The sequence below is a fragment of the Synechococcus sp. C9 genome (assembly GCF_022984075.1).
Lineage (GTDB): Bacteria > Cyanobacteriota > Cyanobacteriia > Gloeomargaritales > Gloeomargaritaceae > Gloeomargarita.
Window position 1 is genome coordinate 1,674,491 of sequence record NZ_JALAAD010000001.1, and the last position, 23,474, is coordinate 1,697,964.

Genomic DNA, 23,474 nt, shown 5'->3' on the forward strand with positions numbered 1-23,474 from the left:
ATGACAATGATTAAAACCCGCACCGACCCGATGGTGATCAACTTCGGTCCGCATCATCCCTCCATGCACGGGGTGTTGCGCCTGATGGTCACCCTAGACGGGGAAAATGTGATTGACTGCGAGCCGGTATTGGGATATTTGCATCGCTCGATGGAAAAAATTGCTGAAAACCGGACGGTGGTGCAGTATTTGCCCTACGTGACCCGGTGGGACTACCTGGCGACCATGTTTACCGAAGCGATCACGGTGAATGCGCCGGAAAAATTGGCGGATGTGCCGGTGCCCAAACGGGCGAGTTATATCCGGGTGATCATGCTGGAATTGAGCCGGATTGCCTCCCATTTGCTCTGGCTTGGCCCTTTTTTGGCGGATGTGGGAGCGCAAACCCCATTCTTTTACATCTTCCGGGAACGGGAAATGGTCTATGACCTGTTTGAAGCCGCCACCGGGATGCGGATGATGCACAATTACTTCCGGGTGGGGGGGGTCGCCGCCGATTTGCCCTACGGTTGGGTGGATAAGTGCGAGGATTTTTGTAACTATTTCCTGCCCAAGGTGGACGAGTACGAGCGGTTGATCACGGATAATCCGATTTTCCGCAAACGGGTGCAGGGGGTGGGCACGCTTTCCCGGGAAGATGCGATCAATTGGGGGATGTCGGGGCCGATGTTGCGGGCTTCTGGGGTGAAATGGGATTTGCGGAAGGTGGATCACTACGAGTGTTACGACGATTTTGACTGGGAAGTGCAGTGGGCGACGGATGGGGATTGTTTTGCCCGCTATGTGGTGCGTCTCGGGGAAATGCGGCAGTCCGCCAAAATTATCCAGCAGGCGTTGAAGGGCTTACCCGGTGGACCCTATGAAAATTTAGAAGCCAAGCGGATCAGCAGTGGCCCGAAATCCGAATGGGGTGGCTTTGATTATCAATTTATTAGCAAAAAATCCTCCCCGACGTTTAAGATTCCCAAGGGCGAGCATTATGTGCGGGTGGAGGCGCCCAAGGGGGAATTGGGGGTTTATATCCTCGGGGATGATAGTGTGTTTCCTTGGCGGTGGAAAATCCGTCCACCTGGATTTATCAATTTGCAGGTTTTACCCCAGTTGGTGCGGGGGATGAAGGTGGCAGATATTATGGCGATTTTGGGCAGTATTGACATCATTATGGGTGAGGTGGATCGCTAATGGAAACCGGGATTGATTTACAGCACTCATTCGTCCAATGGCTGGAAGGGGTGGGGGTCACGCCGGGGTTGGCTCATGCCCTGTGGTTGCCCTTGCCGATGGTGTTGGTGCTGACGTTTGCGACCCTGTGGGCGTTGGTGGCGACTTGGTTGGAGCGGAAGGTGTCGGCGGCGGTGCAACAACGGATTGGGCCGGAGTATGCGGGGCCGTTGGGGATGCTGATCCCGATTGCGGATGTGGTGAAGTTGTTGGTTAAGGAAAATGTGCGCCCGGCTAAGGCGGATGGTTGGTTATTCTCCCTGGGGCCGGTGGTGGTGGTGATGGCGGTGCTGTTGGCCTATGTGATCGTGCCGTTTGGTCATAACATTGTCATTACGGATTTGGGGGTGGGAATTTTCCTGTGGATTGCCATTTCCAGCATTGCCCCGATTGGTTTGTTGATGGCGGGGTACGGTTCCAACAATAAGTATTCCCTGTTGGGGGGACTGCGGGCGGCGGCGCAATCCATTAGCTATGAGGTGCCTTTGGCGTTGGCGGTGTTGGCGGTGGCGATGATGTCCAACAGCCTCAGCACGATTGACATTGTGGATCAGCAGACGGGCTATGGCATTTTGGGCTGGAATGTGTGGCGGCAACCGGTGGGGTTTGTGATCTTCTGGATTGCGGCTTTGGCGGAATGTGAGCGTCTGCCTTTTGATTTGCCGGAGGCGGAGGAGGAGTTGGTGGCGGGGTATCAGACGGAATATACGGCGGTGAATTTCATGCTGTTTTACGCTGGTTCCTATCTCAATTTGGTCTTATCCTGCCTTCTGGTGGCGGTGCTGTACCTGGGGGGTTGGGAGTCGCCGGTGTCGGTGGATGCCCTGGCGGGTTGGCTGAATTTGAGTTTGGACAATCCCCTGGTGCAGGTGATCGCCGGGATGTTGGGGATTACGATGACGCTGATTAAGGCGTATTTCATGCTCTTTTTAGCCATTCTCCTGCGCTGGACGGTGCCCCGGGTGCGGATTGACCAGTTATTAGACCTAGGTTGGAAGTTCCTCCTGCCGGTGGCTTTGGCGAATTTGCTGATGACGGCGGCGTTGAAGCTGACTTTTCCGGGGGTGTTTGGCGGTTAGGTCTGATGGAGGGATGGCGCAACGGTTAGATTGTCACGGAACCTGGGAATGCTGGTGGGGGCGTTGCCTTTCCTGAATTTCCGGGAAGTTGAATAGGGATTGGGAAGCGATGAATTCTGAGCAATTTGATCAGATTAACCGCTTGTTTCAATTAACCTTTCAAATTGGCGACCGTTTGGGGTGTGAGTCTTCTGATCCCGCCCAGTTGTTACTGACCAATCAGCCTAGTTTAGACGCAAGCCGCATCTACTTCCCTGCGGATTACACCTATGAAGTTCTGGATGCGGAAGTGTGGAATGATTATATGACTGAGGTATCGCCCTTAGCAGAAATAGCCGACATTTTGCAAGCCTATCCCCTCACCTATGGTATTTATCGTCAAGATGCGGTGTCTTGGTGGGTCTGCGCTTTTTGGTTGAGCCAAGAGGGCTTGGGAATGAACGTGCTCTTACGGGCACACCGAGTGGAAACTTAGCAGTTTCATCAAGTTCGGAATATAGAACCTGTTTGCAATCATTTTAAGCGATTCTACGTAGGATTAAGCGTATGGCACAAATTCTGATTTTTGTTTGACTTGTCTTGATTAAGCCTTCACAGTTTTTCCATAATACTCTGCATTGATTTATCCACGCATTGGTTCTTTCTACTATCCATCGCTTCGCAATCACCACAAATCCTTGCTTCTGTGGATTCTCTTTCTTCGATTTGGCTTTCTGTTCCGGTGTAATTTTTTTTGATATCTCAATGATTATCTTATTCCGCAAAAGTGGTTCCATTTTTTCTATCTCTTCTTCTAAATATCTTTTTTGATAGCCGTTATCTAGTAAAATTGTTACCTCTTGAGGCAGTTCTAAAAAGAATTGTTTATGCTCTCTTATTATTTCTAATAATCCATGATTGTCGCTCAGGCTTGCTTTACTACATAAGATAAAGTAGGGATTCCCTAAAGTATCCACCAATAAATGCCGTTTGATTCCGTTAGTGCATTTATAGTGACAAAATCCTTTCGTTTCAATGCCTGCTGTATCTGTGTTCTTCACACACATAGAGTCCCCTATGAGCAAGCTAGGATATTCTTTTTTTTAATCTCTCTCTTTCAATTTTCTCCAATGCTACCAATACCCTTTCCCAAGTACCATTATTTTGCCATCGCCGAAACTGAGAGTACACAGTCTGCCACTTGGGGAAATCTCGAGGTAAGTCTCGCCATTGACAGCCATTTTTGAGCTGATACATGATGGCATTCACGATGGCATGCCTTGAAACTACATGCTTTTTTGTCTTACTCTTTGGTAGATATTGGTCTAAAATCTCAAATTGTGATGCGCTTAAATTGGTTGTGTATGTCATTGCTCTACCTGTAATTTCTTTCTCCCAGTATAATTGCAAACAGGTTCTATACAGTCTCTGAGGGGCACCTCTACCAATTCAAAGTTAGCGGTCGCAGGGGGGCACCCCCGCCCTTGGTTCTGGCTAATATGGGTCTTCCCACGATGGGATTGATGATTGGTTCAAATCAATAGAGGTTCCCAATAAAGAATGGGGCTTTCAGATACCTTGTGGAAGTACACGAGCAAATAAATAGAGGTGCCACCATAGCAGTCCTAAATGAGAATAGAATAGGGGTCGCAGGGGCACCGCCCCCGTCCTTGGTTCTGGGAAATCTCTGTTCACTAATCAAGTAGGATTGCTATAGAAGGTTATTGTCATAACACAATTGCTTTTTTAGAATGGGTGAGACACCGGTGCAAATGCAAACACATTGTCATCATGCGACCCACGGGTCCAAGGGATGATTGCCAACCATGACCTGGGTGCGGTGCGCAAACTTGAGCTTAAATAGCTGGTGCTGTGCGACCTGCCGCCAGGGGAGATGGTGGAATTTTTTACGTTGCAGTGGCTCATCCACACCATACCACACTAACCAGGAGGAGTAATGGACCCCCAACGCTATTTGACGCTGGTTAAAAAGAGCCTGCTCAACGAAATCTATCTGGAAAACGAACTGCGCCTGCTTTACATCTTTAGCCAGTTGGCGGCGCAACAGCCGGTGGATGCTACGGTGGTGCGTGAGATTCGACAACGCCTACCGCAGGGGTTTGCCCAAATCAGGCAGGCACGGCAGGAGGGTAAGCCCTGGTGGAATGCCCAGATCAAGCGACCCGACGGCACGCTGGGGGTGATCAGTCTGCGGAATGTGTGCGAGTTTTCTCACACGATGATTGGCCGCAAACGCCTGGATAACATCGAATGGTGCCTTGACCGCATTCGCGAGGAGCACATTGCGGGTGACCTGGTGGAAACGGGGGTGTGGCGGGGCGGGGCGTGTATTTTCATGCGGAGTTATCTGGAAGCCTATGGGCTACCGGAGCGGCGGGTGTGGGTGTGCGACAGCTTCGAGGGATTGCCGGTGCCCGCCCAACCTGAAGATGCCGGTTACCAGTAGTGTTGAATGTCCGTAATAAAACTTAACATAAGGGGTCAGGGTTATCCTACGAGCGGCTCTACCCCTACGAGTTCCATGAAGCTACAGTGTCGGCCTATTTCTATTTGTAAATATCGCAACTTGTCAATCAATTCATAGGTCTTATTGTGACCTATCTCCAGCAATCTTAAAATTAGATAACCAATCAATACGGCATAAATCTGTAGCCGCACACCATTCTCATTCTTGGTAATGATTCTATCCAATTTCAAGTGCATCTTTAGTGCCTTCCAAAGCAACTCAATTCGCCAGCGCAAACGATAGGCTGAACAAATCTCTTCATCCGTCATCGAAGTCACGTTAGTCGCTAGCCTATATTCTGTGTTTTCCTCTTCATTAAAAAATTGAATTACCCGAATATCCGGATTGTCAGGTTGCAACTTCATATTATTTCTAATCCGCACAATAAACAATGTATTTCGTTTACACATTTCGTCCATTAATTTCCAGGAAGCAAAACCCCTATCCATGATACCAACGGCATTCTCAGGTATCGTCCCAATCACAAGATGCCCAATTTTATGGTCATTAGTCTTTCCAAATATAATTGATTCGTCACCGATATTGCCCTCATTTATATCCAGGCCAAGCGTCAATTTTACCTGCTTGTAGTGCCAGAATAATTTGCTGGTCAGGGTGATAATGGTAGAATCTAATGGGAATAAGTGCTTAAATTCACCTTGATGATGTTTAAGCCGTTTTTGCAGTTCTCTTAGGATCACTTGAAACGGCTCGGTGCTACGATGTTTACACGCCTTAGAAAACGTTGATATGTCAACTTTAAAATTGAGATGATTCAAGAGGAAGAATAAGCCCCGCATGGTGGCGACTCTTGCATCTAAAATGAAGTGCATCCATATGAGTACAAACAAGCGAGTATCCAAGACTGGATAGTCGTTTTTGGGAAGAAGGTTCAGCAAGGGCTTGATAAGTCCCTGAATTTGTCGTCTCATAAAAATACTGTTACTCGTGGTTTCTACCAATCTAAAATACCATTTTTAGTCTCCCTTTTCCACCCTTTCGTTAACATTCAACACTACTGGCCGGTTACGACTTTAGCAAGGAGAAGTTCCCCATTCTGGCAGTGTCACTAGAGGAGGTGCAGGAAAACTTCCGGCGCTACGACCTGTTGGACAACCGGGTGGTCTTTGTCAAAGGGTGGTTTCGGGACACCTTGCCTCAACTGCCGGTGGAACGTATTGCCCTACTGCGGCTGGATGGCGACCTGTATGAGTCCACCATGGATGCGCTGAATGCCCTTTATGACAAGGTCGTTCCCGGCGGTTACATCATTGTGGATGACTATGGGGATTTTGAACCGTGCCGTCGGGCAATTCATGAATTTCGGGAGACCCGCAACATCAGTGACCCCATCAAGCGCATTGACTGGGCAGGGGCGTTTTGGCGCAAAGGGGGGCAGTCCCAGCCGGTACGCAGTTTTGCCACGGCGCTGTGCCCGAAAAACCTGCATGAGATTCAAGCCGCCACCCATCGCTACACTTGGCGGGAGGTGGGGTTGTGGAAAAATCCCTTTGATTTTGCCAATTACTGGCGGTTGGTGTGGCAGTTCCAGCCGCGCACGGTGATGGAAATTGGTTCCAAGTTTGGCGGCAGTGCCCTGTGGTTGGCGGAGATGATGGAACTCTATGGCATTGATGGGCAGGTGGTTTCGGTGGACATTACCCCACCGGAGGGCGTTACCCATCCCAGGGTCACGTTCCTGCTAGGGGATGCTGGGAATTTGGCACCGACTTTGACCCCGGAGCGCCTGACCGCCTTGCCGCACCCGTGGCTGGTCATCGAGGATTCGAGCCATGTCGCTGACCACTGCCTGGCCGCTATTAGTTATTTGGATCAATTTATGCAAGCGGGGGATGTTTTAGTAGTGGAAGATGGCATTGTGAGCGACTTGGGCATTGCCGAACGGTATGAGGGCGGCCCCAACGTGGCGGTGCAACGGTTCATCAGCGAACGGCCTGGGCAGTACCGCCTGCTCACGGAGTATTGCGACTTTTGGGGGCAAAACGTCACTTGGAATCCCAACGGCTACTGGCTCAAGCAGTGAGTCCGGCAAGGGATGGTGCGAGGGGTTCAGGTATGTTATGACTGGTGCAACTGCTTTGGTCAAAGGGATAAATTTGCAATCCGTTCCGTAGGAAACCAATGGGTCGCAAGAAAAATAAACAAAACAAACCAAAAGCGGCGCAAGGGACACCCCCGCCTGCCACCGCCGAGGGACTCCAACAGGCGATTGCACGCCAGGATAGGGCCAGCCTTAGGACCCTGGCCGATGTCTTCCACCGTGCCCATCAACATAAACTGGCACTGCAAGCCCTGGATGCCCTCGAAGCGCTGGGCGACCAAGACCCCATTGTCATCAAGAAGCGGGCGCAGATTTTCATCAAGTATGGTGAGGTGAAAAGGGCTATTGCGCCTTTGCAACAGTTCCTCGAAACTGCACCGGACGACATCCAAGCCAAGGGCTTGTTGGCCGAGGCCCTTTATCTCTCTGGTAACAAAGAAGCGGCGGTCGAGGTACTGCGTAGCGTCGTGGCGCACTGTCCTGACGACGACAAAGCCAAGGGAAACTTGGTGATCTGGCTTGAAGAGACGGGACGGCGAGATGAAGCAGAAGAGCTTTTGGCTACGCTAATTACCAAGGCTCCTGACCACGTTTTAAATCAGCTCTACTGGCCGCTGGTTGCCCTGGAGCGTATCCCTGCCAGCGAAGCGGTACACCAGGCGATGCTGGAGCGTTTCATGGCCCACATTGCAGATGTCCGAGATTGGGCAAAGACACGGAACGAAGCAGAGCGACGGTCATTTCCGCATCCCTATAGATGGGGCCCCTTTGCTTTGGCTTACTACCCCGGCGACATTACCCCTTATCTGCGGGACTGGGGGGAAATGATCGCCACCCTCTACCCCCCTACGCCAGTGCCCCATCCACCTGTGCGGGAACGACTGCGGCTGGTGATTCTAACCACTGTGTTCCGTCGTCAGTCTGTGTGGTTCATACTGCTACGCAACCTTATTGGCTATCTTGACTGCCACTTTTTCGAGTTGGTAGCAATTAGCCTTGCTCCCTCGGAAGATGACCAGACTGCTTGGCTCAAGGAACGCTGTGCCCGCTACTACGGCAATCGCCCCAGTGGTTGGGAAGACCTGCTCCAGCGAGAGGCACCCGATGTGCTGTTCCTACCCGATACGGCCATGAATGATGTCAGTGTCGGGGTGGCCGCACGCCGCTTTGCCCCCTTGCAGGTGACGACGTGGGGTCATCCGGTCAGTTCGGGGCTTCAGACGGTGGACCTCTATTTCAGTGGCACAGCCCTGGAACCCCCGGATGCGGCGACCCACTACATTGAACGGTTGGTGCGCCTGCCGGGTACGGGTGCCTGTACCCCTAACGCAACGCTCGTGCCTGCCCCTCTTCCTGAAGCCCTAGCTACGCACTTTGCCGATGGCCGTCCGGTGGCCCTGGTACCTTGTTTGTCCTTCAAGCTCGTCCCCGCCGATGACTCCCTATGGGTGCGCCTGGCCCAGACCTACCCCACCCTCAAGCTCCTGTTCTTTCGCCAAAGTGATTTCGGCAGAATGGGCACCGCACCGCTCGAACGCATCACGGCAGCACTGACGGCGGCGGGTGTGGACGTGACCCAGCAGATGGTCGTCCTGGAGTTTCAACCGCCCCAAGTCTTCACCACCCTTCTCTCACGGGCTACCCTCTACCTGGATGTGCCCAGCTTTTCCGGCTACACCACCGCCTGGCAGGGGGTCTTTGCGGGCATCCCGATTGTCACGCTCAAGGGGCGTTTCTTACGCCAACGGCTGGCCGCAGGACTGCTGGAAACCATCGGGTGTGCCGACACGGTGGTGGAGAACCTGGATGCCTACATTGCCAAGGTGGGGGAACTCATCGAGGAGTGGCAACAGCGTCCAGAAGCCTATGCCGCCCGGCGTGCCCGGATTCAAGCCGCCGCCCCCTTGGCCTGCAACGATGTGCGGGTGGTGCGGGGATTTGAGCGGGTACTTCTGGAGGAACTGGCTGAGCGGGGCAACCCCACTGCCCTAGCGTTACTGCCCCAGCACCGTGCCACTTACCCGGACTACCACTACGAGCGGGAACAGGGCTGTGTCGTCGCTCCACCCCGGCAGGATACACCCGACAAGAGCGCTGTTGCTGAACCCCTTGCTACCCCCTGTCTGCAGGAGTTGCCGATGAGTAGCTCATCCGAGTCCGACGCCGTACCCAACCAGTTTGCCCCCACACCCGTCCACGGCTTGATGCCACCCACCACACCATCACCCCCAGGAGCAACATCTGTGAGTAACCCCGCAACCCCTGGCAATGCCACCCCACCCGTCTGGCGACTCCTTGACCAAGACCTACACCTGACCACGCTCTCGCACACCTATGCCCCAGTGGGACTTCTCCAGATGATTCCGGCGGCACCCAGGGCGGTTTTTGACCTTGGTTGTTTCGTCGGTGCCACGGGTCGTTGGCTCAAAGGGCAGTTCCCGGGGGTCAGGGTGGTGGGGGTCGAACTACTCCCGGCGGCGGCGGAGAAAGCCCGTGCCGATTACGGCCAGGTGTTCACGGGACGCTTTGAGGAGATTGACCTGGCACCGCTCACTGGTCAGTTTGACACCATCATCGCCGCTGATGTGCTGGAACACCTCTACCACCCGTGGCAGTCCCTCGAACGGCTTAAGACCCTGCTGGCTCCAGGTGGGGCACTTTATGTAAGCCTACCCAATGTGCGGAACCTACGTGTCCTGGAGGGGCTAGCCCTGGGGGACTGGCTCTATGCGGGGGCTGGGATTCTGGACATCACCCACCTACGCTTTTTTACCCGTCGCAGTGCGCTACGGATGCTCAGCGAAACGGGCTGGCAGGTGCAGGACGTGCGTGCTAACCTCGACCCCCAGCTGAAGGGGATGATCGAAGGCCGTGACCTGAACGCTTATGTATACTCCACGTTGTAAAAGTCTTGTTTAGCCTAAATAATAGTCTCTATCTTCCACGACGTAAGCTCTTTTGATACTCTCTAGCCTCCCTCCAGGGCATGACTTGATAGCCCTCAGAACGGCTCTTATCCACTACCTTAACCAAAGGCTCCGTTCCCATCGTGCTTAGGTAGCGGCGGGGGATGTCAAGGCAGAATCCCTGAGCAATGGCCTCAGCGTACCAGCGGTCAAACTCATCCATCTCAGGTACAGGTGCCTCCAAGGGTACGTTCGGTTCCGCCCCATCTCGAATCATCTGTAGGAGGCAACCCGCAGGGTTCTCCACCACATGCTGCGAGCGGTACTGCTCAAAGGCTTCAATTGCCAGCATGACTTTCTCTGGCTTGTGTTGCTTAATCTCACGCTGGAGGCGTACACCGAGCTTTACACCCAAAGTTTCTAGCTTCTGTACAATGTCTGGATCAATGTCTGAGGCGGTGCTGGGGGCTACCGCTTGGAGTGCCACAACCTTGGAGGTGGGGCGAGGCTCAGTGAACTGCCGCAACAACTCCCGCAAGCGTTCTACCTCATCGCGCAACTCAAAGATTTCCGCAACATGCCCTCGGTACAGTTCGTTCTGGCGCTTTAGCTCCTGAATCTCAGCCTCTAGCTCTTTGATACGCTTGCGGGCGACCTCATGCAGGGTCTTGAGGCTGTATGGCCCAGGTTCAGCTTCTTGAGGTAAGGGGGCAAGCTGATGAGATTGTTCCTCGCGAAGCGACTGAATGTAGTCCTTGACTTCCGGCCATTTGTAGAGATAGCTGATAGAAACTTGAGCAACACGAGCAATAGCTGCAAAGGTGATGGTCTTGCCCTGTTGCTGGAGCGTCCGTACCGCCTCAAACACCTGTTGCCGCTTCTGCTCTTTGCGTTGCTGTTGTGCCTGGCGGAGCGTTTCAGTCTGCTTCTCACGGTTGCCTCTAGCCATGAGCCACCTCCCTGAGTTGTGGTAGCCACTGCTTCATCGCTTCCACAGTCGCTTTAGCCTCCTCGTAGGACAGCTCTGCGCCTGCTGTCTTTGCTTGTTCCATACGCTGTACTTCGCTTTGGTACTGCCGCTCGTAAAGGGGCAACTTGCCAGTGCTGGGTCGGAAACTACTACAGCCGTAGCACTTGGGGTAAAGGTTGTGAGGGCAGGGAGTCTTGGGGTCAAGAGCGCAATGGCCGTAGACGGTAAGACGGGGGTTTATCTCAATGTCTAACTCATGGGCTTTAGGGTTTTTCAGCAGGCTCTCGGGCAGGGATTGCCAGGGCAGGAACTTGTTGTCGGGGTTAAGCAGTAGCTCTTGGAAGGGGAGGTCAGCCGTTGCAACCTGCTCACGAGTGGGTGGGGCGTAGTGCTGAAAGGTTGTTGTGCTGGAAACATGGTCAGCGTAGAGTTGGGCTGCTTCTATCCCGTGCTTGACCCGTATCTCTTGGAGGCGGCTAGAGCGGGTGATTCGACCCGTGAAGTGGGGTTGTTGACCGTTGCTGTCCCGAATGTCCTCCGCTTCAATGAGATAGCGAATCGCTCGCACCATTGGGTTAACATCAGCATTTGTCTTAGGTGGTTCTGGGAGAGGTTTAATACGGCTGAATTTCGGGTAAGAACCTTTTTTGAAAACCCTGAAGTGGCAGAACAGGTAATTGTAGTCTGGGCCTAAGGTCTGTCGTATCCAAGCTTGCTGTGCTTCAATGATGCGCCGGATTTCACGGTTAGCTGGAATCTGATGCCAACGTTTGGTCTTCTGCTGAAAGAAACGGATGTACCACTTGCTGTTTTCCGCAACGAGGCAGTCAAACTGCATCTGGCAGACATCACCGGGTCGTGCGGCTGTGTACTCCTGAACCAAGTAGTGCCTTGCTAGTGGCTCTGGTAATTTGTGCAGGTGCGACTTGATAGCAGAACGAGTGGGTTCATCCAACCATACGGGGTCATCATGACGAATCTTGGGAAAGTCTCTGCGTTTAACTAAGGCTTCAGCCTCAAGGCCAGCCCAACTCAAAAACTCCTTAAGCTGATAGAGCTTTGTGTATACTGTTCGCCCTTTTATGCTTTGCCAAGCATCAATCAGGTTCAGAATGTCACTGCGCTTGATGTCTTGCAGTGATGAACATTTTCTTTGCTTAAGCACTTCGCCCAACTGTCCCAGCACAGCACGGATGGCACGGATTTGGGATGTTGAAGAATATACTTGAGCTTTGAGTAGGTAGTGCAAATACTGTTTTGCCTGCAAGCAGAACCAATCAGGTTCAATGCCATCAAAAGTAAGGAGTCGGTAGTAGGGCTTTTCATAGAAGTGCCGCAAGTCCCAGGTATTAGCGGCAAAGTCAAACGGGAGTAGTTCTTGCAACTTCTGCCTACCCTGCCAGTTGTATTGAACGGTAGCTGAAGGCTCAAAAATTATCTTGCAATAGCGACATCTGCCGTACCCTAGATCGTTACATTTGTAAATCCATCCCCTTTGACCCCTTGAACCAATGCCAGTACAAAGAGGGTTAGGACCAGTAGTGTTGAATGTCCGTAATAAAACTTAACATAAGGGGTCAGGGTTATCCTACGAGCGGCTCTACCCCTACGAGTTCCATGAAGCTACAGTGTCGGCCTATTTCTATTTGTAAATATCGCAACTTGTCAATCAATTCATAGGTCTTATTGTGACCTATCTCCAGCAATCTTAAAATTAGATAACCAATCAATACGGCATAAATCTGTAGCCGCACACCATTCTCATTCTTGGTAATGATTCTATCCAATTTCAAGTGCATCTTTAGTGCCTTCCAAAGCAACTCAATTCGCCAGCGCAAACGATAGGCTGAACAAATCTCTTCATCCGTCATCGAAGTCACGTTAGTCGCTAGCCTATATTCTGTGTTTTCCTCTTCATTAAAAAATTGAATTACCCGAATATCCGGATTGTCAGGTTGCAACTTCATATTATTTCTAATCCGCACAATAAACAATGTATTTCGTTTACACATTTCGTCCATTAATTTCCAGGAAGCAAAACCCCTATCCATGATACCAACGGCATTCTCAGGTATCGTCCCAATCACAAGATGCCCAATTTTATGGTCATTAGTCTTTCCAAATATAATTGATTCGTCACCGATATTGCCCTCATTTATATCCAGGCCAAGCGTCAATTTTACCTGCTTGTAGTGCCAGAATAATTTGCTGGTCAGGGTGATAATGGTAGAATCTAATGGGAATAAGTGCTTAAATTCACCTTGATGATGTTTAAGCCGTTTTTGCAGTTCTCTTAGGATCACTTGAAACGGCTCGGTGCTACGATGTTTACACGCCTTAGAAAACGTTGATATGTCAACTTTAAAATTGAGATGATTCAAGAGGAAGAATAAGCCCCGCATGGTGGCGACTCTTGCATCTAAAATGAAGTGCATCCATATGAGTACAAACAAGCGAGTATCCAAGACTGGATAGTCGTTTTTGGGAAGAAGGTTCAGCAAGGGCTTGATAAGTCCCTGAATTTGTCGTCTCATAAAAATACTGTTACTCGTGGTTTCTACCAATCTAAAATACCATTTTTAGTCTCCCTTTTCCACCCTTTCGTTAACATTCAACACTACTGGGTTAGGACATTCCAAGTCTGCTTGATAGTTGTAGATGTAAGCAGGATTTTCACAGGAGAGGAAAGTGTATTGACCACAGGAGTTGCATCCAAGACGGACACCATTAACACTTCCGTGCGCGAAGTAAGCCTTAGTAAGTCTTCCTTGATTGCATTGTGGGCAGGTAAACTCACCTTGGTAGTCTTGAAGCCAATCCACTTCAAGAATCCCATTGAGTGTTTGATGCCTTGAAATCGGCAGATGCTTACGCTGGCTTGTACATGAGAGGTAAGTGTACTGACCGCAGGAGTTACATTCAAGCCGAACACCATTAATACTTCCGTGTGCGAAGTAAGCCTTAGTAAGTCTTCCTTGATTGCATTGTGGGCAGGTAAACTCACCTTGGTAGTCTTGCAGCCAATTCACTTCAAGAATCCCGTTGAGCGTTTGATGCCTTGAAATCGGCAGGTGTTTACGCTGACTCATGTTGATTTTCCTCCCGTACTTTTTGCAGTTCCTTTAATCCTTGCAGGCGATTGTTTACAAGTTCCAGCAACCTTTGAATCTCGGTTACGCGCCGCTCTTGTTGAGCTATTTGGGCACGTTCAAGGTCAAGCTCCATTTGTTGCTTATCTGCCTCTAGTTGTGGAATGTCTGCTTCTGTAACTCGGTGATGGGTGCAACTTAGGCAGGCGTAACGGTACTGGCAATCGCCCAACATACTGGGGCGATGGCACTCACCAAGGGGAGTCGTAACCTTCATCAGGTCAGCTAACTTTTCGTAGCGTTGCTTGCGGGGCTTGTAGGTGGTTACCCGCCCGTACATGTCCACGTATCCCTTGGTTTCTGCCTGTTTCTCTAGCCGTTCTAAAGACCGCTTACGATAATGAGGCAACATGTCGAGGGAACCATGCCCTAAAACCGCAGCAATGTACTCGTCTTCAACTTCACAATGTGCCATCACACTGGCCTTGGTGCGACGAAACATGTGGCTGGTGAGGGGGAAAGGCTTGCCATGCTTGTCCTTAAGGTTGGCAACCTCCCTAAACGCTTTGAGCCATAAGTGAATTACCGTAAACGACAAGGGGCTAGGCTCATAAACAGGCTCAACTTGAAAACGCCCTCCTACTTCTGCCCCGTCCTTAAATGCTGTGGATGTTTTACAGAAAAGTTTGTTGAACTGAGAATCCTTGCCAAACTGTTCGTCCAAAAAACGCTGCTGCTCTTGCACTAACTCGGCAACGAGAGGATGCACCTGGAAATAACACCACTGCTTCCGTTTGGCCACCCAGCGTAGTAAAAACCAGTGCTCTCCTTCCTGCTTGAGGCAATGGCGCGGCATGAGCAACATCTCGTTGATGCGGCACCCTAAAGCAATTTGCAACCGAAACAGGCGTTCCAAGGGCTCAGGAAAAAGGTCAAGTTGCTCGTAGATTTGGTGCAACACCTCTTCAGGAATAGTTTCCACCTTGGGCGTTGGGTTTTTCATTCGTATGGGGGTAAACGGTAGGGTCAACCAACCCTCCTCTGCCCAAAGGCGTGTTGCAAATACCAAGGTTCTGTGCCGATTCCCCTTGTCAGCCTCTGAGATGAACGTTTTCAGGAGACTGTCTGTGATGCCTGCGGGTTGGCTGTAGCCATGAGCCAGCAAGAATTCATTGAGGCAGGCTAAGCAGAGGGTATCGATAATGATTCGTTTGGCTGAACACTTCTCTCGAACTCGTGCCTTCGCCGTAAGTTTGGTTAAATAATTCAGCCAAGGAAGCGTAATGCGCGTGAAATGAACGTTCCTTATGGCGTGGACACGACAATACTCTTCGTCGAAGCCCAATGCTGTTAGTGGCCAGACATCTTGTTGCATCAGCGGGTCACTGCACCACTGACTACCTAGTTCTGATTGCTTAACTCGTTCATGCAGGTCAGCTAAAAGTACAGCACTCATTGCTCTTCCTCCCCATCCATAAAACTTTCTAAACTCATCTCATCAAGTACATGGCTGTAGATGTCTTTGGTGGTGCTGATGGAACGATGCCCCAGCAATTGCTGCACATACTGGTCGAGGTAGCCCTGTTGCAGCATCCGTGTGGCAAAAGTGTGGCGGAACAGATGTGGGTGCGCCTTGATGCCAGTACGACTGTGCAATTCTTCAAAGAGCTTGTTCAGTCGCACAAGGCTCATGGGCTGGCCTCGCTGCTCGCCCTCTAAGGAGACAAACAGCATTCCGTGACCGAGCTGTTCCGCTTCGGGCGGATACTCCTCCAGCAGGTACGAACGCAGCATCTCTTGCACAGTACAGCGGTTGTGCAGGATAGGTACAACTCGCTCAGTTCCTTTCGCCCAGGCACCGTTGGGATTATCACGCCGGACAACACGCAACCGCCCTGTCACATCCACATCCTGAACATCAATCAGATGCAACCCCAGTAGCTCGCCACGGCGCAGACCCGTCTCACGTAAGAGCATCACAATCAGCTTGTCGCGGTAGCAGAGGCACCCTTCAACCAGGCGCACGACATCCGCATCACTGAGGCAACCAGGGAAAACCTTGGGTTCTTTGAGCTTGAGCCGCTTACGACGCTCCGGCCCGCTCTTGATGATGCCCCGTAGGAAGCCGCCACGCTTGCCCCAGCCGTGAGCAAGCTTGATAAATCGCTTATCGTCAATCCGCCCCTCCGCCGCATGAAACTCGTACAGCCCTTGAATGGCGGTCATCGCCTGGTTGACTGTCTTGGGGCTACGCTTGGAAACTCGCTCCCTTAAGGACTCGTGGATGACCTCTACATCACCCCCGAGCAAATACCAGTTTACGAAGTCGGCCAACTCATCTAGTCCAACACCATCCCAGCTCAAGGCTTTGTACTCCAGCCACCGCCAGTAATCCACCAAGCGGTAAGCGTAGGTTTCGACCGTGTTGGCCGCTAACCCTCGCTTCCGGCAGTAGTTCAGAAATCTCTGAATTGGTTCAACGGGCAAACAGGTCTTGGAGTCAAATACACAACGAAAGCGCTCACCTGTGGCGGGGTCAATCGCTGTCTCTACGGTCACACTCATTACACGTCAAAGAATCTAAGACACATATAGCCTAGCACATAAAATCCCGTTGTTGTTGTTCTTTTTTCTTTGTTGTGTAGTAAGATATTGGAGTCTATAGAAGAATACGGTACGCAACATCCAACTCAAAAATCTGGTGCTACGTGACCTACCGCCAGGGGAGACGGTGGAATTTTTTACGTTGCAGTGGTTCATCCGTGCTATACCACAATAACGATGGGCACGATCATTTTCTCTGCGGATTTGGCTCTCTACCAGGCCAAGTCCCAGGGACGTAATCAGGCGGTTTATCAGGATATGCCCCCGGCAGTGGGTTAACCCGGAGTACAATGGTCTAGGTATATTGACGCTGTTGTTGAGATAGATGTCATGGTAGCCACCGTTTGGAATACGACCGAATCCCAGCGCATTTTTAACGAAGCCCAACAGTTGATGCCGGGGGGGGTGAGTTCCCCGGTGCGGGCATTTAAGTCGGTGGGGGGCCAGCCCATCGTCTTTGAGCGGGTGCAGGGCGCCTACGCCTGGGATGTGGATGGCAATCGCTACATTGATTATGTGGGCACCTGGGGGCCAGCCATCTGTGGTCATGCCCATCCCGAGGTGATTGAGGCGATTTGTGCGGTGGCGCAACAGGGGACGAGTTTTGGGGCACCTTGCCGCTGGGAAAATGTGTTGGCGGAAATGGTGATTGCCGCCGTGCCCAGTATTGAAATGGTGCGGTTTGTGAATTCCGGGACGGAAGCCTGCATGGGCGCCCTACGGTTGGCACGGGCGTTTACGGGTCGGGAAAAAATTATCAAATTCGAGGGCTGTTACCACGGCCATGCGGATATGTTCCTGGTCAAGGCGGGGTCGGGGGTGGCGACCTTGGGACTGCCGGATTCGCCGGGGGTGCCCAAATCCGTGACGGCGGCGACCTTGACGGCTCCGTACAACGATCTACAGGCGGTGGCGGACCTATTTGCCCAGTATCCCGAAGCAATTGCCGCGGTGGTGCTAGAGCCAGTGGTGGGGAATGCCGGGTTTATCCTGCCGGAACGGGAATTTTTGGTGGGACTGCGGGAATTGACCCAGCGGTATGGGGCGTTGCTGGTGTTTGACGAGGTGATGACCGGGTTTCGCATCCGCTATGGGGGGGCGCAGGCATACTTTGGCATTACCCCTGACCTGACGACGCTAGGGAAAATCATTGGCGGTGGTTTGCCGGTGGGGGCGTATGGCGGACGTAAGGACATTATGCAGATGGTGGCACCGGCGGGGCCCATGTATCAGGCGGGCACCCTGTCGGGAAATCCCTTGGCGATGACGGCGGGGATCAAAACCCTGGAATTGCTCCAGCGGCCGGGGGTGTACGAGCAGTTGGAACGGGTGACATCCCGGTTGGTGCAGGGGTTGCAGTCCATTGCCGATGAACTGGGGCATCCCATGTGTACGGGCAGTTTGAGCGGGATGTTTGGCTTTTTCTTTACCCAGGGGCCGGTGCACAACTACGAACAGGCCAAGACCTCAGATGTGCAGAAATTCAGCCGATTTCATCGGGGGATGCTGGAGCGGGGGATTTATCTGGCACCGTCCCAATTTGAGGCTGGATTTACCAGTCTGGCGCACACGGAGGCGGACATTGACCAAACCCTGGCGGCGGCACGGGAGGTACTCAGCACTTTGCCCCGCTGATGCCAGGGATTTTGGGGTTTGATCCCGGTCGGGATAAATGTGGGGTGGTTCTGCGCTCTGCCCAGGGGGAATGGCTGGTACAACGGGTGGTGCCAGCGGCGGAGGTGCTGGAAGTTCTCAGTACTTTATGCCAACAATATCAGCCGGAGGTGCTGGTAATGGGGGATCAGACGACCCACAAACAGTGGCGGCAACGGCTCCGGGAAGTTTTGCCCAGGGTGCCGGTGGTGACGGTGGACGAGCGGTACAGTACCCAGGAGGCGCAAAAAAAATACTGGGAATTGTATCCGGCGCAGGGGTGGCGGCGGTTTTTGCCTGCGGGTCTGCGGCCTTTGCCCCGGCCGGTGGATGATGTGGCGGCCCGGATTTTGGTGGAACGGTATTGTTCCCAATCCCCGTGATGGTGGGGCGGCGGTTACTGCTGGGGGCACCCCCAGGGGTGATTGGGGAGGATGCCCTGGCGTTGTTACGGCGGACGGGGGCGATGGGGCTTGTCCTCTTTCGCAGTAATTTGACCCAACCGGCGCAACTTCGCCAACACCTGACCTGGTTGCGGGAGTGCCTGGGGCGACCAGTGGTGATTGCCATTGACCACGAAGGGGGGCAAGTCATGCGCCATCTGGAAGGCACTGCCCCTTGGCCGGGGAATTATGCCCTGGGGCGGGTGGCGGAGCAGGATGTCCCCCAAGCGGAACGGTGGGCGGAGCAGGTGGGCTGGGAGTTGGGGCAAGAACTGCGGGCCCTGGGGATTGGCTGGAATTTGGCACCGGTTTTGGATGTGCTGGGCGAACAACCGAATCCGGGCTTGGGCGGGCGGGCGTTTGGGAGCGACCCGGAGGTGGTGACCCGCTTGGGGCTGGCGATGGTTCGGGGACTGCAACAGGCGGGAATTGTCCCCTGCGGCAAACATTTTCCGGGGTTGGGCTGGGCCCAGGTGGACCCCCATCACACCCTGCCCCGTTTGGATTTAAGCCCATCGCAACTGGCGGCCCATTGGCAACCCTTTCGGGCGGCGATTGAGGCCGGATTGCCCACCGTGATGACCACCCATGTACTGGTGCCAGCCTTAGATACTGAAAATGTCATGACGTTTTCCCAACACACCATCCAAACCCATCTGCGGGGTGAGTTGCAGTTTACCGGGGTGTGTGTGAGCGATGATTTACAAATGGGAGCCATGACGGACTGGGGAACGATGGCGGACATGACCCTGAAAACCCTACAAGCCGGGCACGATGTGGCGCTGGTGGGGGCGCAGGCGGAGGATTGGCAGGCGGTGCTGGGGCGGTTATCCGAGGCGGTTGACCAGGGGGCACTGCCTGAATTGGAAGCATCCCTGCAGCGGATTGCCCACCTAATGAGCCAAGCGGACATTGCCCAGGTATTGCCCCCGACCCAGGATTGGCAACCGGCGACCCTGCTGGCGGCAGAAATTGCTCAGGCGGCGGTGCGGGTGGTGCGAGACCCCCAGGGTTGGTTGCCGGTGAAATGGCCGGTGCGGTTGTATCTCCCGGATGTGACCCCAGTGGCGGATTGGGTGCTGTTTGAACCCTGTTGGTTTGCTCCGGCCCAGATGGCTGACCTGCTGGGCGTACCAACGGCTGAAATTGTCATGACATTCTTAGACGCAACGAGGGTTTGCACCAGTACGAGGGAGGCCGGAGATACTAAAGCTGGCGATGATTGTGCCGCTGATGTTTTTACAACTAATGTACTGATTTTATACGATGCTCTGCGGTATCCTGGACAGCGGCGGGTGTTGGAGGAATTGGCGCACCAGGGGCAACCGTTGGTGGTGGTATTGGTACGCAATCCTGGGGATGTCCATTTGGTACCGGCAGGGGTGACGGTGGTGGATGCGGCGGGATTTCGTTCTCCCCAGGTACAGCAGGTGGGGCGGGTGTTGCGAGGTGAGCCGTGGCATTTCTGCGCTGGTGGGTGAATTGCCTGCTGTCGTGGCTGGTGGGCATGGCGGTGGCGGCGGCGGTCGGGGTGCTGGGCTGGGTGGTGGGCTATGTGGTGTATCGGGGCGGGACGCAACTCCTGCGGGGGGGGTGGGAAATTTTCACGGAGGTGCCCCCTGCGCCCTTGAGTGGGAGTGGGGGGTTGGGGCCGGCTTTGGTGGGCAGTGGGATTCTCATTACTTTAGCAGTACTGATGGCTCTGCCCGTGTCGGTGTTGGCGGCTTTATACTTGCAGGAATTTTGCCCCTGGCCGGGACTGGTGCGGCTGTTGACCCTGGGGTTGGATGTTTTGGCGGGGATTCCATCCATCATGGCGGGGGTGTTTATTTTCGGCGTGGTGGTGGTGCCTACCCAGCGGTTTTCCGTCGTGGCGGGGGGGTTGGCTTTGGCGATCCTGATGCTCCCGATTTTCACCACGGCAACTCGGTTGGCCTTGGCGGGCATACCGGCGGAAATACGGGACGGGGCGTGGGCCTTGGGGGCCACCCGCTGGCAGATGGTGACGGGAATTTTATTGCCCCAGGCGTGGCCGGGAATGGTGAGTGGCTTAACCTTGGGGGTTGCCCGGGCGGTGGGGGAAACGGCTCCCCTCTTGTTTACCGCCCTATTTTCCTCCCATTATTTGCCCCTGAGGGAATTGGGTGTTCGTGCCCTCGGCACCCAACCCCTGGCTTCATTGCCGGTGTTAATTTACACCTTTGCCATGTCCCCTTTTGCCAATCAACAGGATTTAGCTTGGGCAGGGGCGTTGGTGTTAATTATTTTTATTTTGGGGTTAAATGTACTGGCATATTGGTATCAATTGGTTCAACGATTTTCTCAACAATGAAACAGATAAATAAAATTATTTTTCATCAGAGGAAATTTGAATGGATTGAATATCAAGAATAATTTGGTTATCTATCCCAACCCTGTAGCCTAAATTCTATAGCAATGCTACTTAATTAGTGAGCAGAAATTCCCCAGAACCAAGGACGGGGGCGGTGCCCCTGCGACCCCTATTGCATTCTTATTTGGTTTATTTGGTATTGCCATAACAATGCTACTTAATTAGTGAGCAGAAATTCCCCAGAACCCAAAACGGGGGCGGTGCCCCTGCGACCCCTATTGTATTCTTATTTGGTTTATTTGGTATTGCCATAACAATGCTACTTGATTAGTGAATAGAAGTTCTCCAGAACCCAAGACGGGGGCGGTGCCCCTGCGACCCCTATTGTATTCTTATTTGGTTTATTTGGTATTGCCATAACAATGCTACTTGATTAGTGAATAGAAGTTCTCCAGAACCCAAGACGGGGGCGGTGCCCCTGCGACCCCTATTGTATTCTTATTTGGTTTATTTGGTATTGCCATAACAATGCTACTTGATTAGTGAATAGAAGTTCTCCAGAACCCAAGACGGGGGCGGTGCCCCTGCGACCCCTATTGCATTCTTATTTGGTATTGCTATATTATGGCTATACTGAATTTAGAATTAAGTGTTACAAGGGCAGTGCTATCCCGTATTGGTTCTACAAAATTACGGTTTCTTAAATGCCAAACGAACGGGCGGGATTGCCATATCTATTCTGAAATTAACTAGAAATGCCTGCGTAACCTATCCAGCTAAGGTTAACTATTGATTAATCAAAACTTAACCTGATAATCGCCAGCAATCTTTAGCTTTTCTTTCCCCCTTTGACCCCAACGCAACGCAAAACCTGTGTTAATTTAACGGTGGATGAACTGCTACTATTTACCCCCATACCGACGATGAAACCCTTAATTCATCACACCAAAATTGTTGCTACCATTGGCCCGGCGAGCAATTCCCCCGAGGTGATGCGGCAGATGTTGCGGGCGGGGATGAATGTGGCACGGTTGAATTTTTCCCATGGTAAGTACGAAGACCACGCCCAATGTATTGCCAACCTCCGGGCGGCGGCGGCGGAGTTGGATTTACCCCTGATGCTGTTGCAGGATTTGCAGGGCCCCAAAATCCGCGTGGGGGATTTACCGGCGACGGGGCTGGACTTGGCGGATGGGATGGGTTTGACCCTGGTGCCCCTCGGTCAGGAGGACGGCCAGCCGGACACGGTGGGCATTGACTATCCCTATGTGGCGGAGGAGGCTACCCCCGGTACGCCGGTGCTGTTGGATGATGGACTGCTGGAATTGCGGGTGGAGCGGGTGCAGGGAAATAAAGTACAATGTACTGTTGTTAAAGGAGGCACTCTAAAAAGTCATAAGGGGGTGAATTTCCCCACTTTGAACCTGCGGCTCCCGGCGATGACGGAGAAGGACAAACGGGACTTGGAATTTGGTTTGGCTCAGGGGGTGGATTTAATTTCCCTGAGTTTTGTGCGCCGACCGGAGGATGTGCGGGAATTAAAACAGATGCTCCAGGAACGGGGGGCGAACCTGCCCGTATTAGCCAAAATTGAGAAACCCCAGGCGGTAGAAAATTTGGAAGCCATTATCGCCGAATGTGACGCAGTGATGGTGGCTCGGGGGGATTTGGGGGTAGAAATGAGTCCCGAAAAAGTGCCCCTGATCCAAAAACGGATCATTCACCTGTGCAACCAACGGGGCATTCCCGTGATTACCGCCACCCAGATGTTGGAGAGCATGATCCACAACCCCCGTCCCACCCGAGCGGAAGCCAGCGATGTGGCCAATGCGATTATTGACGGCACGGATGCGGTGATGCTCTCTGGGGAATCTGCCGTGGGACGATACCCAGTGGCCGCCGTGGAAATGCTGGCACGGATCGCAAAGGAGGTGGAACCGGCGGTGAAATTTACCAACTACCCGGCCAACCACAGTGATGATGTGGATGCGGTGGTGGAGGCACTTCACGCCATTGATGATACATTAGATTTACAATGTATTGTTGTTTTTACCAATTCGGGCTACACGGCCAGATTGGTGGCGGCGGAACGTCCCCATACGCCGATTGTGGCTTATACTCCTGATCCACACATTTACCATCGTTTAAGTTTGTATTGGGGGGTGCGCCCAGTGATTACCCGCTGGTTTACGGACAATGTGATGGATGTGCTGAAAGAAATGGAAAAAGATTTAATTCAGCGGCAGTATGTGACCCCAGGGGATAAGGTTTTGGTGATTACGGGGATTCCCTTCGGACAGGCAAAAACCACTAATTTCCTCAAAATTCACACCATTGGTGAGGATTAAAGGATACTGGTAAAATTATTAAAGACACCTCTATAGCAATCCTACTTGATTAGTGAACAGAGATTCCCCAGAACCAAGGACGGGGGCGGTGCCCCTGCGACCCCTATTCTATTCTCATTTAGGACTGCTATGTTTATTGCCACCACTGGCAGATTACTTCGTTAAAATGCCCATATTAAGGCTATCGAGAACCTACACCGCAGGTGCTTCTTTGACGGGGGCTACGCCCCTGTGACCCATTTTTAGAAGTGCCCTTAATTA

Annotated in this window: 18 protein-coding genes and 2 pseudogenes; 12 read left to right on the forward strand and 8 right to left on the reverse strand. The window is 52.6% G+C overall.

Going from position 1 to position 23,474, the window contains the following annotated elements; all coding sequences use genetic code 11:
- The 3 genes from MLD66_RS08280 (at position 1) to MLD66_RS08290 (ending at position 2,775) form a co-directional block, all read left to right on the forward strand.
- On the forward strand, positions 1–1,182 hold the full coding sequence (locus MLD66_RS08280; RefSeq protein WP_247216863.1) for an NAD(P)H-quinone oxidoreductase subunit H: 1,182 nt from the start codon (positions 1–3) through the stop codon (positions 1,180–1,182).
- Positions 1,182–2,300 carry an NADH-quinone oxidoreductase subunit NuoH gene (gene nuoH / locus MLD66_RS08285; protein ID WP_247216865.1) on the forward strand — a complete coding sequence of 373 codons (1,119 nt, stop codon included), beginning with the start codon at positions 1,182–1,184 and terminating at the stop codon, positions 2,298–2,300. The genes MLD66_RS08280 and nuoH overlap by 1 nt, the downstream gene beginning before the upstream one ends.
- Positions 2,301–2,409: 109 nt before the next feature.
- Positions 2,410–2,775 (forward strand): hypothetical protein, encoded by a 366-nt coding sequence (locus MLD66_RS08290; RefSeq protein ID WP_247216867.1) that lies wholly within the window; start codon positions 2,410–2,412, stop codon positions 2,773–2,775.
- A 43-nt stretch (positions 2,776–2,818) separates the two neighbouring features.
- Here the strand turns inward: MLD66_RS08290 and MLD66_RS08295 are convergent, their stop codons facing one another.
- Positions 2,819–3,364 carry a transposase gene (locus tag MLD66_RS08295; protein WP_281438412.1) on the reverse strand — a complete coding sequence of 182 codons (546 nt, stop codon included), beginning with the start codon at positions 3,362–3,364 and terminating at the stop codon, positions 2,819–2,821.
- An 872-nt stretch (positions 3,365–4,236) separates the two neighbouring features.
- Here MLD66_RS08295 and MLD66_RS08300 point away from each other — a divergent pair.
- Positions 4,237–4,746, forward strand: coding sequence for a TylF/MycF family methyltransferase (locus MLD66_RS08300; protein ID WP_247216869.1), 510 nt, complete (start codon positions 4,237–4,239; stop codon positions 4,744–4,746).
- 41 nt (positions 4,747–4,787) lie between these two features.
- On the opposite strand, the gene MLD66_RS08305 is transcribed toward MLD66_RS08300, so the two are convergent.
- Complete coding sequence (locus MLD66_RS08305; RefSeq protein ID WP_247214935.1) at positions 4,788–5,738, reverse strand: transposase; 951 nt, start codon at positions 5,736–5,738, stop codon at positions 4,788–4,790.
- An 86-nt stretch (positions 5,739–5,824) separates the two neighbouring features.
- On the opposite strand from MLD66_RS08305, the pseudogene MLD66_RS14635 reads away from it, so the two are divergent.
- From MLD66_RS14635 to MLD66_RS08315, 3 genes and pseudogenes are all read left to right on the forward strand, one after another.
- Positions 5,825–6,196, forward strand: a pseudogene (locus MLD66_RS14635) (TylF/MycF/NovP-related O-methyltransferase); the annotation flags it as partial.
- 90 nt (positions 6,197–6,286) lie between these two features.
- Positions 6,287–6,850: pseudogene (locus MLD66_RS14640) on the forward strand (CmcI family methyltransferase); the annotation flags it as partial.
- 98 nt (positions 6,851–6,948) lie between these two features.
- On the forward strand, positions 6,949–9,774 hold the full coding sequence (locus tag MLD66_RS08315) for a tetratricopeptide repeat protein (RefSeq protein ID WP_247216874.1): 2,826 nt from the start codon (positions 6,949–6,951) through the stop codon (positions 9,772–9,774).
- 28 nt (positions 9,775–9,802) lie between these two features.
- On the opposite strand, the gene MLD66_RS08320 is transcribed toward MLD66_RS08315, so the two are convergent.
- The 6 genes from MLD66_RS08320 to MLD66_RS08345 all read right to left on the reverse strand — a co-directional run bounded on the left by MLD66_RS08320 (position 9,803) and on the right by MLD66_RS08345 (position 16,398).
- Complete coding sequence (locus tag MLD66_RS08320) at positions 9,803–10,723, reverse strand: DUF6262 family protein (RefSeq protein ID WP_247215030.1); 921 nt, start codon at positions 10,721–10,723, stop codon at positions 9,803–9,805.
- Positions 10,716–12,128: a tyrosine-type recombinase/integrase gene (locus MLD66_RS08325; protein WP_247216876.1), complete on the reverse strand. Its 1,413-nt coding sequence runs from the start codon at positions 12,126–12,128 to the stop codon at positions 10,716–10,718. Before MLD66_RS08325 ends, MLD66_RS08320 begins: the two co-directional genes overlap by 8 nt.
- A gap of 199 nt (positions 12,129–12,327) precedes the next feature.
- A complete protein-coding gene (locus tag MLD66_RS08330; protein ID WP_247214935.1) occupies positions 12,328–13,278 on the reverse strand; it encodes a transposase in 951 nt (316 codons plus the stop codon).
- Between the two features lie 45 nt (positions 13,279–13,323).
- The gene (locus MLD66_RS08335) at positions 13,324–13,833 is read right to left on the reverse strand and encodes a hypothetical protein (protein ID WP_247216878.1); all 510 of its coding nucleotides are present in this window, start codon (positions 13,831–13,833) and stop codon (positions 13,324–13,326) included.
- Positions 13,820–15,289 carry a tyrosine-type recombinase/integrase gene (locus MLD66_RS08340; protein ID WP_247216880.1) on the reverse strand — a complete coding sequence of 490 codons (1,470 nt, stop codon included), beginning with the start codon at positions 15,287–15,289 and terminating at the stop codon, positions 13,820–13,822. Before MLD66_RS08340 ends, MLD66_RS08335 begins: the two co-directional genes overlap by 14 nt.
- Positions 15,286–16,398 carry a tyrosine-type recombinase/integrase gene (locus MLD66_RS08345; protein ID WP_247216887.1) on the reverse strand — a complete coding sequence of 371 codons (1,113 nt, stop codon included), beginning with the start codon at positions 16,396–16,398 and terminating at the stop codon, positions 15,286–15,288. Before MLD66_RS08345 ends, MLD66_RS08340 begins: the two co-directional genes overlap by 4 nt.
- Before the next feature lie 369 nt (positions 16,399–16,767).
- Here MLD66_RS08345 and hemL point away from each other — a divergent pair, with 369 nt between their 5' ends.
- The 5 genes from hemL to pyk all read left to right on the forward strand — a co-directional run bounded on the left by hemL (position 16,768) and on the right by pyk (position 23,213).
- Positions 16,768–18,072: a glutamate-1-semialdehyde 2,1-aminomutase gene (gene hemL, locus MLD66_RS08350; protein WP_247216889.1), complete on the forward strand. Its 1,305-nt coding sequence runs from the start codon at positions 16,768–16,770 to the stop codon at positions 18,070–18,072.
- Positions 18,072–18,473 carry a pre-16S rRNA-processing nuclease YqgF gene (locus MLD66_RS08355; RefSeq protein WP_247216892.1) on the forward strand — a complete coding sequence of 134 codons (402 nt, stop codon included), beginning with the start codon at positions 18,072–18,074 and terminating at the stop codon, positions 18,471–18,473. The genes hemL and MLD66_RS08355 overlap by 1 nt, the downstream gene beginning before the upstream one ends.
- Positions 18,455–20,014 carry a beta-N-acetylhexosaminidase gene (gene nagZ, locus MLD66_RS08360; protein ID WP_247216893.1) on the forward strand — a complete coding sequence of 520 codons (1,560 nt, stop codon included), beginning with the start codon at positions 18,455–18,457 and terminating at the stop codon, positions 20,012–20,014. Before MLD66_RS08355 ends, nagZ begins: the two co-directional genes overlap by 19 nt.
- Positions 19,990–20,865 (forward strand): phosphate ABC transporter permease PstA, encoded by an 876-nt coding sequence (gene pstA / locus MLD66_RS08365; protein ID WP_247216902.1) that lies wholly within the window; start codon positions 19,990–19,992, stop codon positions 20,863–20,865. Before nagZ ends, pstA begins: the two co-directional genes overlap by 25 nt.
- A 923-nt stretch (positions 20,866–21,788) precedes the next feature.
- Positions 21,789–23,213, forward strand: coding sequence for a pyruvate kinase (gene pyk, locus MLD66_RS08370; protein WP_339396948.1), 1,425 nt, complete (start codon positions 21,789–21,791; stop codon positions 23,211–23,213).
- The last annotated feature ends 261 nt before the right edge of the window (positions 23,214–23,474 follow it).